Origin of the sequence: Microbispora sp. NPDC049633 (genome assembly GCF_040675265.1) — a bacterium.
GTDB classification, from domain to species: domain Bacteria; phylum Actinomycetota; class Actinomycetes; order Streptosporangiales; family Streptosporangiaceae; genus Microbispora; species Microbispora maris.
In genome coordinates, this window is the sequence record NZ_JBFAOO010000244.1 from 1 (window position 1) to 9,874 (window position 9,874).

The window sequence follows — 9,874 nt, forward strand, 5'->3', positions numbered from 1 at the left end:
AAATTTTAATTGTTGTTAGAGATAAAAAAGAACAACGCCCCCCCCCCGCCCGGGCCCCCCCCCCCCCTTTTCTCGGCCCGGGGCCCCGGCCAAACCGACCGGCCGGCCGCCGCGGACGCTGCCGGAGCCGCGGGCCCTCAGTCGCGCTCGGGGTCGAGGGGGACGAGCAGGTCGTGCAGTTCCTCGAAGAGCCCCGGGGCCGCGCACAGCGCCATGTCGGGGCTGACCGGCCTGCCGTTCAGGCCGCCGAGCCGGGCCCCGGCCTCCACGGCGATCAGGCCCGCCGCCGCGTGGTCCCAGTAGTTGGTGCCGCGCTCGTAGTAGGCGTCGACGCGGCCCGTCGCGACGGAGCAGAGATCGACGGCGCAGGAGCCGCCGCGCCGGATGTCCCTGACCTGGGGCACGATCTGTGCCAGCACCTCGGCCTGCACCCGGCGACGCCCGGCCTCGTAGCCGAACCCGGTGGCGACGAGGGCTTTGGGCAGGGGGACGCCGGTGTTGCAGCGCAGCCGCTCCCCCTTCAGCCAGGCGCCTCCGCCCTTCGACGCGGTGAACAGCTCGCCACGCGGCACGTTGTGCACCGCGCCCGCGACGATCTCGCCGTCCACCTCGACGCCGATGCTCACCGCCCAGTCCGGCAGGCCGTACAGGAAGTTGACCGTGCCGTCGATGGGGTCGACGACCCACCGGACCGCGCCCTCGCCGGGGGTGTCGCCGCCCTCCTCACCGAGGATCGCGTCGTGCGGCCTGGCCTCGGTGATCCTGCCGCGGATCAGTTCCTCCGCGGCCCGGTCGAGGGCGGTGACGACGTCGGTGGGGCTCGACTTGGTTGCGAGCACCTCGGGCCGCGCGGGCCGCTTGGCGAGGAGCATCTGGCCGGCCTCCTCCGCTATGCCGGCCGCCAACTCCAGCAGCTCCTCCACCCGTGCGCGGTCATGCCGGTACTCCCGCTCGTCCATCCTGGCCTGCCCCCTCCTCGTACGTGCTCAAGAATGAAGCGCGGCCGGCGCCCGGCTCGGGCGTCGGCCGCACGGATGACATCCTCCCAAACCAGGATGTACCGCCACTCAACGGTCAGCTCAGGGACGGCGGCCGGCTCCACTCCTCGTCCAGGACGTGCTGGGACAGGAAGGCCAGGACGGTCTCGTACCAGGCGATCGCGTTGCCGGGCTTGAGCACCCAGTGGTTCTCGTCGGGGAAGTAGAGAAACTTCGACTCGACCCCCGAGCGCTGGAGGTCCCACCACAGCCGCAGACCCTCGCCGATCGGCACGCGGTAGTCCTTGTCGCCGTGGATCACCAGCATCGGCGTCCTGATCTCTCCGAGCGACCGGTGGGGCGACAGCCGGGCGTACCGGGCGGACCCGAGGACGCCCAACTCCCGCTGCCAGTAGTTCGCGCTGTCGGTCGTGCCCGCGAACTGGTCCAGGTTCCACAGCGAGGCGTGCGTCACGATGGCCCGGAACCGGTCGGTGTGCCCGGCGACCCAGTTGGCCATGTAGCCGCCGAAGGAGCCGCCCATCGCCGCCGTCCGCTGCTCGTCGATCTCCGGCCGCTTGAGGCACTCGTCCGTGATCGCCATGAGGTCGGCGTGGGTGACCGGTCCCCAGTCGCCCCAGCCCCGCTCGATCATGCCCTGGCCGTACCCGGTGGACAGGCAGGGGTCGGGCAGCAGCACGGCGTAGCCGTGCCGGGCCATGAGCCAGGGGTTCCACCGCCAGCTCCAGTCGTTCCAGCTCGACAGCGGACCGCCGTGGATCCACAGCAGGAACGGCGCCGGATCCTCGGCGGTCGCCTCCGCGGGGACGACCAGCCAGCCGCGGATCTCGGTCCCGTCCTCGGCCGTCGCGCTCACCTCGGTCAGCGTGCCGGGCAGGTCGAGCGGCGGCGTGGGCGAGGGCAGCGTCGTCACCGAGCCGTCGGCGGCGATCCGCACCGGCCGCGGCGGCGAGTCGATCGCGCCGCGCAGGGCGTAGACCGAGCCGTCGGGGGCCGGGCACAGCTCGGCGTACGCACCGTCGTCCGGGGTCACCCTGGTGACCGCGCCGTCGAGCGGGACGCGGAAGACCGGCCGGCGGCCCTGGTGGTCGGCGGCGAAGAAGACCTCCCGGGAGGAGGGCGCCCACGCGACCGCCGCGGGGAAGATCTCCGCGGCGACCACGCGTCCCTCGCCCGTGTCCAGGTCGACCACCCACAGGTCGAGCGCGACCGGCACCTCCTCGGTGCCGCGCCCCTCCCGCACGCAGGCGACCAGCCGCCCGTCGGGAGACACCACGACCGGGCCGCCGAAATCGTGCCCGCCGGACGTCGCGAGCGTGCGGCGGGACCCGTCCGCGACGTCGATCGCGACCAGGTCCCAGCGGATGTCGCCGCTCGGGAGCGGCACCCGCCAGGTCGTGACCACGGTCCGCCCGTCCGGGGTGACGTCGAACGACACGTGCTCGTCCAGCGCGCCGCCGGGCTCGGGCGTGAGGTCGCGCACGTCCTCCAGGTCCTCGCGCGCGGCGCGGCCGGCGAAGATCCGGGTCTGCGCGGGGCCGAGGTCGTGGTCCCAGTAACGCACCGGGTAGCCCTCGTGCAGGATGGCGCTGACCCCGGCCTCCTCGCGGGCCTTGCGGCGCTCCTCCTCGGTGCCGGAGTCGCCGGGCAGCACCGCGGAGGTGTAGACGACCGTGCCGCCGGCCGCACGCACGCCGGTGACCCCGCCGGGGCGGGTGGCGACGCGCACCGGCTCGCCGCGCTCGGGCAGCACCCACAGGGCGGCGCTGTCGCCGCCGGTCTCCTTGGCCGTCTCATCGGGCCTGCGGGAGACGAAGAACAGGGTTCCGTCGTGGGCGAACTCGGCCCCCGCCTCCCCCTTCGCCGACCTGGTCAGCCGGCGGGGCTCGCCTCCGGGGTCCTGGGGGAGCTCCCACAGCGCGGTGCCGTACGACTTGCCGTCGGGGTTGAGCGACTGGACCACGGACACGAGCCGGGTCCCGTCGGGCGACAGCCGCAGGGAATTCACACGCGGCAGGGCCATGTATTCACGGATGTCCGGAAATTGGCTCACCGCTCGAACCTACTCGCAGACGCGCCGCCCGCCCAACCCCGAAGGCGCGGGCCGGACCGTCGTACCGCCCGCGTAAGGTGTGGCGCATGGGGAGCACCAACGGGTACGACGCCCTGCTCGTCGTCTCCTTCGGCGGGCCGGAGAAGCCCGAGGACGTCATGCCGTTCCTGGAGAACGTCGTGCGCGGCCGGGGCGTGCCGCGCGAGCGGCTGCTGGAGGTCGAGGCGCACTACCAGGGGTTCGGCGGGGTCAGCCCGATCAACCAGCAGTGCCGTGACCTGATCGCCGCGCTCGACGTGGACCTGCCGGTCTACTGGGGCAACCGCAACTGGCACCCGTTCCTGGAGGACACGGTCCGCCGGATGAAGGAGGACGGCGTCCGCAGGGCGGCGGCCTTCGTCACCGCGGCCTACAGCTCCTATTCGAGCTGCCGGCAGTACCTCGACGACATCGCCCGTGCCCGCGCCGCCGTCCCCGGCGCCCCCGAGATCGTCAAGCTCCGCCACTACTACGACCACCCCGGCTTCGTCGCGGCGATGGTCGACCACACCCGCGAGGCTCTCGGCCGGCTGCCCGAGAGCGACCGCGATCAGGCCCGGCTCGTGTTCACCGCGCACAGCATCCCCGTCTCCATGGCCCGTACGGCGGGGCCTGCGGGCGGCGCGTACGAGGCCCAGCTCAGGCGGGCCGCCGAGCTGGTGACCGCCCAAATCGGTGAGGCACGGCTCGGCGAGGGGCGGGCCTGGGACCTGGTCTGGCAGAGCCGCAGCGGCCCGCCGCAGGTGCCCTGGCTGGAGCCCGACGTCTGCGACCATCTGGAGGCGCTGCACGCCGAGGGCGTGCGGTCGGCCGTCCTGGTGCCCATCGGGTTCGTCTCCGACCACATGGAGGTCGTCTACGACCTCGATGTCGAGGCGGCGGCCACGGCCGAGAAGCTCGGCATGGCCCTCACCAGGGCCTCGACCGCGGGCACCCACCCGCGGTTCGTGTCGATGGTGGCCGAACTGCTCGCCGAGCCCGAGCCCGCTCCGTGCCCGGCGACCTGCTGCCCGGCGCCCGTGCGGCCCGCCCGCCCGCCGTCCTAGGTTTCGTCGGGATCAGGAGGCGTACGCGCGGGCGTAGGCGTCCGCGAGGGACAGGACCTTGTTCACGTAGTCCCAAGAGTGGTTGTAGAACCAGACGGCCTTCCTGAGCTTGTCACCGCCGGCGCCGGCTCCGTTGGCGCACAGGTATTTGGCGGCCGACGGCACCGCGTCGTACGGGCTCCAGATGTCCGCCTCGCCGTCGCCGTCGCCGTCCACGCCGTACGCCTTCCAGGTGGCGGGCATGAACTGCATCGGCCCGAGCGCCCCCGCCGACGAAGGGCCGTTGTTGCGGCCGTGGCTGCTCTCGACCTGCCCGATGGCGGCGAGGACGGTCCACGAGAGGCCGGGGCAGACGGTGGCGGCCCGCTGGTAGAGGTCCAGGTAGCTCCCGGGCCGCCCCACCAGGGCCTGTCCCGGTGTCGCCGTGGCATGCGGCCGGGCCGCGGCCTGCCCGACCCTGACGACCTGCGCGCCCTTGCCGAGCAGGCGCCTGACCGCCGTGTCGCTCACCTTGCCCGGGTCGCCGTGGACCAGCACCACGACGCCGCCGGGGAAGCCGAGCCTGTGTCCCAGGTCCTGGCTGACCAGGCCGTCCACCCCGGGCAGCCCGAGCGAGGCCGAGGCCGCGACGCGCAGCCTGGGGCCGCGGTCGATCTGGTACTCCGCGCCGAGGACCATGCCGAGACGCTTGATCGTGGCCACGTCGGCGACGATCTCGCCACGGGCGAGCGCGCTCCACACCTCCGGGTGGTCGGCCACGCGCTTGGGCGTCCACGACCGGAACTTGGCCGGGTCGACCGCGAGCAGCCGCAGGGCCGTGCCCGACACGTGCACCGCGCCGCCGTCGGTGACCGTCACCTTCTGCACGTGCCGCAGCTTGGCGATCTTCAGCAGGGTCCGCTCCGGCACCCGCTTCGGGGCGATCGCCAGCAGGTGCGGCGGCGTGACCTGCACGCCGGGCCCGCCGACGACGGGCGCGCTCGACGGCAGCGTGCGGTCGGGCACGAGGCTTCCCGCCGTCGCCCGCGCGGCCGGAGGCGGGTCGCCCGCCCGCGCTCCATCGGTCTCCGCCCGTGCCGCGTCCTGCCCCGGACGGCCGCCGCCCGCCGCCAGCGCGCCCCGGTCCGGATAGGTGACCAGGAAGGCGGTGCCGGCGGTGATGACGCTCAGGATCACGACGGCGAGGCCGGTCACGATCGGGCGGAGCCGCGCGGAGGCGGCATGAGTGGGTGTCCTCACCTCAGCCCCTGCACCCCCGACGCGGAAAAATCACTTGCCTCATGATATGCGGGTAGGCGATAACCAAACCGGAGACAAACGCCGTCCGCGTGTCCCGGGGTCGCCCCGGGACCGCCGCCGCTGTCGAACGGCCGGCCCGGACGCACACGCACCACCGTGCGGAAGGGAAACACACCATGGTCGGGCCGTATCGGGGGCTGTTCGGCACGCCCGGAGTCAAGGGCTTCGTCATCTCCGGGTTCATCGGGCGCGCGCCCATGTCGATGCTCGGCATCGGCGTCATCCTGCTGATCTCCGCCGTGACCGGGTCGTACGCGACCGCCGGGGCGGTCGCGGCGGCGGTGTCGCTGGCGTTCGCCGTCGCCGCGCCCCTGTCGGGGCGGCTGGTGGACCGGTTCGGCCAGGCGAAGGTCCTCGTCCCGTTCATCCTCCTGCACGCCGTCTCGATCACCGCTCTGATGCTGTGCGCGCACGCCGGGGCGCCGCAGTGGACGCTGTACGCGACGGGCGTGGCGTCCGGGGCGACCGGCCTGTCGCTGGGCTCGATGGTCCGGGCCCGCTGGTCGCACGTGCTCAAGGACTCCGGCCGGCTGCACACCGCGTTCTCGTTCGAGTCGGTGGCCGACGAGGTGATCTTCGTCGGCGGGCCGGCCTTCGTGACCGCGCTCACCACGGGCGTCAACGCGTACGCCGGGCTGATCGCCACCATCGCCTTGGCCCTGGCGGGCACCCTCGCCTTCGCCTGCTTCCGCGGCACGGAACCGCCGGCCGTACGCCACCGGAGCACGGGCCGGCCCCCGATCGCGATCCCCGGGGTCGCGATGCTGTCGGCCGTCTTCCTCGCCATGGGGGCGGTGTTCGGCTCGGTCGACATCATCACGGTCGCCTTCGCCGACGAGCACGGCAGCAAGGCGGCGTCCGGATTCCTGCTCGCCTCGATCGCGGCCGGCAGCATGGTCTCCGGCCTGTGGTTCGGCTCCCGCCAGTGGAAGATCAGCCTGCGCAGCCGGTTCGTCCGCGGCCTGTCGCTGTTCGCGGCCGGGCTCACGCCCGTGCTGCTGATGAACGACATCCGGGCGATGGCTCCCGCGCTCTTCCTCGCCGGCCTGTCGATCTCCCCCACGCTCATCACGGGGTTCTCCCTCGTCGAGCGGATGGTCCCGGCCGAGCAGCTCACCGAGGGCATGGCGTGGATCTCCACGGCCCTCGGGCTCGGGGTGGCCGCCGGCGCGTGGGCGGGCGGGCGGCTGACCGACCTGTTCGGCGCGTCCAACGCGTACGGTTTCTCCTACGCCTGCGCGCTGCTCGCGGTGGTGGCGGGCCTCGGCGGCTCCGCGCTGGTCCGCAGGCGTCAGTACACCGGCTGAGCGGCGGGCCGCGCCCATAGGCAGCCGGCCCGATCATGAGTAGTGTTCATGTTCACCCTGGGGCAGATGCCGGGGCGAGGAGGATCATGGACGCCTTCGTCAACTGGGCGCGCAACCAGTCGGTCACCCCCGCGGAGGTCCGCACCCCCGCGTCGGCGGGCGAGGTCGCCGACGCCGTACGGGACGCCGCCAGGACCGGGCGGCGGGTCCGCATGACCGGCACGGGGCACTCGTTCACCGGGGTCGCGCTCACCGACGGCATCCTGCTGCGGCCCGGCGCGCTGACCGGAGTCCTCGGCGCGGGCGACGGATGGGTCAAGGTCGCCGCGGGCACCCCGCTCCACGCGCTCAACGAGGAGCTCCACCGGCGCGGCCTGGCGCTGGCCAACATGGGCGACATCACGGCCCAGACCGCCGCCGGGGCGATCCAGACCGGGACCCACGGCACCGGCAGGCACGTCGGCGGCCTCGCCGACCAGGTCGTCGAGCTGGAGATGGTCCTCGCCGACGGTTCCGTGACGACCGTGCGCGAGGGCGACCTGTTCGACGCCGCCCGGGTGGGTCTCGGCGCGCTCGGCGTCCTGACCGCGGTCACCTTCCGGGTCGAGCCCGCGTTCCTGCTGCGGGCCCGCCGCGATCCGATGGCGTTCAGCCGGATCCTCGAGACGCTCGGCGACCTGACGGAGACCGACGACCACCTCGACTTCTTCTGGCTCCCCCACACCGACACCTGCCTGGTCAAGCGCAACAACCGCGACGCCGGACCGGCCCGGCCGCCCGCGGCGTTCAAGCGGTGGCTCGACAACGTCTTCCTGGAGAACACGCTGTTCGGCGCCGCCTGCGCCCTCGGGGCCCGCTTCCCCGGCGCGGTGCCCACGATCAACGGGGTCTCCGCGCGCATGCTCGGCGCGTCGGAGTCCGTCGACGCGTCCTACCGGGTCTTCACCTCGGTGCGCGAGGTCCGCTTCCTGGAGATGGAGTACGCCGTTCCGCGCCACCACCTCGCCCAGGCCCTGCGCGAGACGCGGGACCTCGTGGAGCGGTCGGGCTGGCCGATCACCTTCCCCGTCGAGGTGCGGGTCACGCCGCCCTCGGACGCCTGGCTGTCCACCGCGTACGGCAGGCCCTCGGCGTACGTCGCCTGCCACGTCTACCGCCACGCCCCCAATCCCGCGTACTTCGAGGGCGTGGAGGAGATCATGGTCAGGCTGGGGGGCCGGCCCCACTGGGGCAAGCTGCACACCCGGGACGCGGACTACCTGCGTACCGTGTATCCGAGGTTCGGCGACTTCGTCGCGCTGCGCCGCGAGATGGACCCGGACGGGCTGTTCGCCAACGATTACCTCGACCGCGTGCTCGGCGCGTCGCGGGAAGCCTGACCCCATGGCCGCGTAAAGTCCCTCTCCACGGTCCGGCGTCTTCCGCGTGTCGCGTTGCCCGCGCCGGCCCTCGGGCAGGCACATTGCGGAGCACGGGCACACCAGAGCCCGGCGCGCCACTCGAACCCGAGGGAGCAAGCAGGAATGAGACCCTCCCGCAGGTCCGGCCGCAAGGCGTACGGCACGGTCACGGGGCCGTACGCCACGCCCGCGCCGTACGGACGGGCGGTGGGCGCGCACCACCTGAGGAGACACGACCCTCGCTCTCGCCTTATGGGCCGGATCGGCGGCGCGACCGCCGTCCGCGGACTGCCACTCCCACATGACCGACAGGTTGTGGAAAGGTGAACGCGAAAAATGTGACCGGGGTCACAACATCTGCCTCGCCCCCTGGCGAGGCGATGTTCGGACATGCCGGGTACGGTGCTGGAAGGCAACCGGCTCACGCGAGAGACTCAAGGGTCCGGGGGAAGACAGAGCACGACGACGAAGGGACTCGCATGCAGGAGCTCCGTCTCGTCGCGGTAAGTGAGGACGGAACGTACCTCGTCCTGGCGACTGCCGGGCGGGGCACGCGCTTCACGCTGCCCGTCGACGACCGGCTCCGCGCTGCCGTCCGCGGCAACTTCTCCCGTCTCGGCCAGTACGAGATCGAAGTGGAGAGCCCGTTGCGTCCCAAGGAGATCCAGGCGCGCATCCGTGCCGGCGAGACGGCTGAGGAGATCGCGGCCACCGCCGGCATTCCGGTGGAGAGAGTCCGCTGGTTCGAGGGGCCGGTTCTCCAGGAGCGCGAGTACATGGCCCAGCAGGCCCAGCGGGTCCCGGTCCGGATGCCCGGCGAGACGACGCCCGGGCCCACTCTCGGCGAGCTGGTCGCCGAGCGGCTGACCCGGCGCGGCGTGCCCGCCGACGAGATCGACTGGGACTCCGCCAAGCGCGACGACAACCTGTGGCGGGTGCGGCTCGGCTTCGTCTGGAACGGTCACACCCGGCACGCCGAGTGGCTGTTCGACCCGCGCCGCCGCCACATCACCCCCAACGACGACGAGGCCATGCGCCTGTCGGCGGCCGAGTACGTCGAGCCGGAGCGGGACGACGCCACCGTGCGGCCCTTCATGCCCCGCCTCGCGTCCAAGCTCGCCCCGGTGCCGCCGCTGCCCCACGAGGCCGCCTATCCGGTTCGCGACGAGCGCGGTCTCGGCGTGCCTGCCGTACGTCCCGAGCCCGTGCGCTCCGAGCCGGCCGCGCTGGCCGAGCCCGTGCCGCCGCCGCCGCGGCTGAACCCGCCGCTGCGTGCGGAGCCCGGGCGATCCGAGTCCGGACGACCGGAGCCGTACGCGGACGAGCCCGCGGCGTACCGGCCCGAACTGACCCCGGTGCCCTTCCGGCTGCCGCAGTCGCTCATCGCCGCCCCCGACCCCGCGCCGGCCATCGACGCCAGGGTGGAGCGCACGGCGGAGACCACAGCAGAGACCGCCGGGGAGCCGGCAGCCGAGCCCGCCCGGGCCATTCCGCAGGCCGCGGACGCCCGGCCCGTTCCGAGCCGTGAGGCCGCCGGGGACGACGCGGGCCGCGAGGACGGTCAGGACGCGGTGGGACGGCAGGCCGCGGCCCAGCCCGTCGCCGATGCCACGCCCGTGCCCGCCGCGGACGCCGGGGCGCCGAGCCTGCCCTCCGGCGCGACAGGTCCGGCCGATGCCGCCCCCGTCCAGCCCGGCACGCCACGACCCGCCGCTGCTGAGGCCACCGCTGA

7 protein-coding genes are annotated in these 9,874 nt (G+C 73.4%); 4 read left to right on the forward strand and 3 right to left on the reverse strand.

What is annotated here, in order from left to right; all coding sequences use genetic code 11:
• Nucleotides 1-137: 137 nt before the first annotated feature.
• Nucleotides 138-959, reverse strand: coding sequence for an inositol monophosphatase family protein (locus tag AB0J39_RS35240; protein ID WP_363472751.1), 822 nt, complete (start codon nucleotides 957-959; stop codon nucleotides 138-140).
• A gap of 115 nt (nucleotides 960-1,074) precedes the next feature.
• Nucleotides 1,075-3,021 carry an alpha/beta fold hydrolase gene (locus AB0J39_RS35245; protein WP_363472768.1) on the reverse strand — a complete coding sequence of 649 codons (1,947 nt, stop codon included), beginning with the start codon at nucleotides 3,019-3,021 and terminating at the stop codon, nucleotides 1,075-1,077.
• A 116-nt stretch (nucleotides 3,022-3,137) separates the two neighbouring features.
• On the opposite strand from AB0J39_RS35245, the gene AB0J39_RS35250 reads away from it, so the two are divergent.
• Nucleotides 3,138-4,136, forward strand: a complete 999-nt coding sequence (locus tag AB0J39_RS35250) for a ferrochelatase (RefSeq protein ID WP_363472753.1) — start codon at nucleotides 3,138-3,140, stop codon at nucleotides 4,134-4,136.
• A 12-nt stretch (nucleotides 4,137-4,148) separates the two neighbouring features.
• Here AB0J39_RS35250 and AB0J39_RS35255 read toward each other — a convergent pair whose 3' ends face one another.
• On the reverse strand, nucleotides 4,149-5,375 hold the full coding sequence (locus AB0J39_RS35255) for a lytic transglycosylase domain-containing protein (protein WP_363472756.1): 1,227 nt from the start codon (nucleotides 5,373-5,375) through the stop codon (nucleotides 4,149-4,151).
• A gap of 176 nt (nucleotides 5,376-5,551) precedes the next feature.
• On the opposite strand from AB0J39_RS35255, the gene AB0J39_RS35260 reads away from it, so the two are divergent.
• The 3 genes from AB0J39_RS35260 to sepH form a co-directional block, all read left to right on the forward strand.
• The gene (locus AB0J39_RS35260) at nucleotides 5,552-6,742 is read left to right on the forward strand and encodes an MFS transporter (protein ID WP_363472759.1); all 1,191 of its coding nucleotides are present in this window, start codon (nucleotides 5,552-5,554) and stop codon (nucleotides 6,740-6,742) included.
• 86 nt (nucleotides 6,743-6,828) lie between these two features.
• Complete coding sequence (locus tag AB0J39_RS35265) at nucleotides 6,829-8,121, forward strand: D-arabinono-1,4-lactone oxidase (RefSeq protein ID WP_363472762.1); 1,293 nt, start codon at nucleotides 6,829-6,831, stop codon at nucleotides 8,119-8,121.
• Between the two features lie 500 nt (nucleotides 8,122-8,621).
• On the forward strand, nucleotides 8,622-9,874 hold a 1,253-nt coding region (gene sepH, locus AB0J39_RS35270), incomplete at its 3' end, for a septation protein SepH (protein ID WP_363472765.1).

Excerpts from the sequence above, each read along its gene's own strand:
- AB0J39_RS35240 (WP_363472751.1), bottom strand. The coding sequence starts at position 959 with ATGGACGAGCGGGAGTACCGGCATGACCGCGCACGGGTGGAGGAGCTG.
- AB0J39_RS35245 (WP_363472768.1), bottom strand. The coding sequence starts at position 3,021 with ATGGCCCTGCCGCGTGTGAATTCCCTGCGGCTGTCGCCCGACGGGACC.
- AB0J39_RS35250 (WP_363472753.1), top strand. The coding sequence starts at position 3,138 with ATGGGGAGCACCAACGGGTACGACGCCCTGCTCGTCGTCTCCTTCGGC.
- AB0J39_RS35260 (WP_363472759.1), top strand. The coding sequence starts at position 5,552 with ATGGTCGGGCCGTATCGGGGGCTGTTCGGCACGCCCGGAGTCAAGGGC.
- AB0J39_RS35265 (WP_363472762.1), top strand. The coding sequence starts at position 6,829 with ATGGACGCCTTCGTCAACTGGGCGCGCAACCAGTCGGTCACCCCCGCG.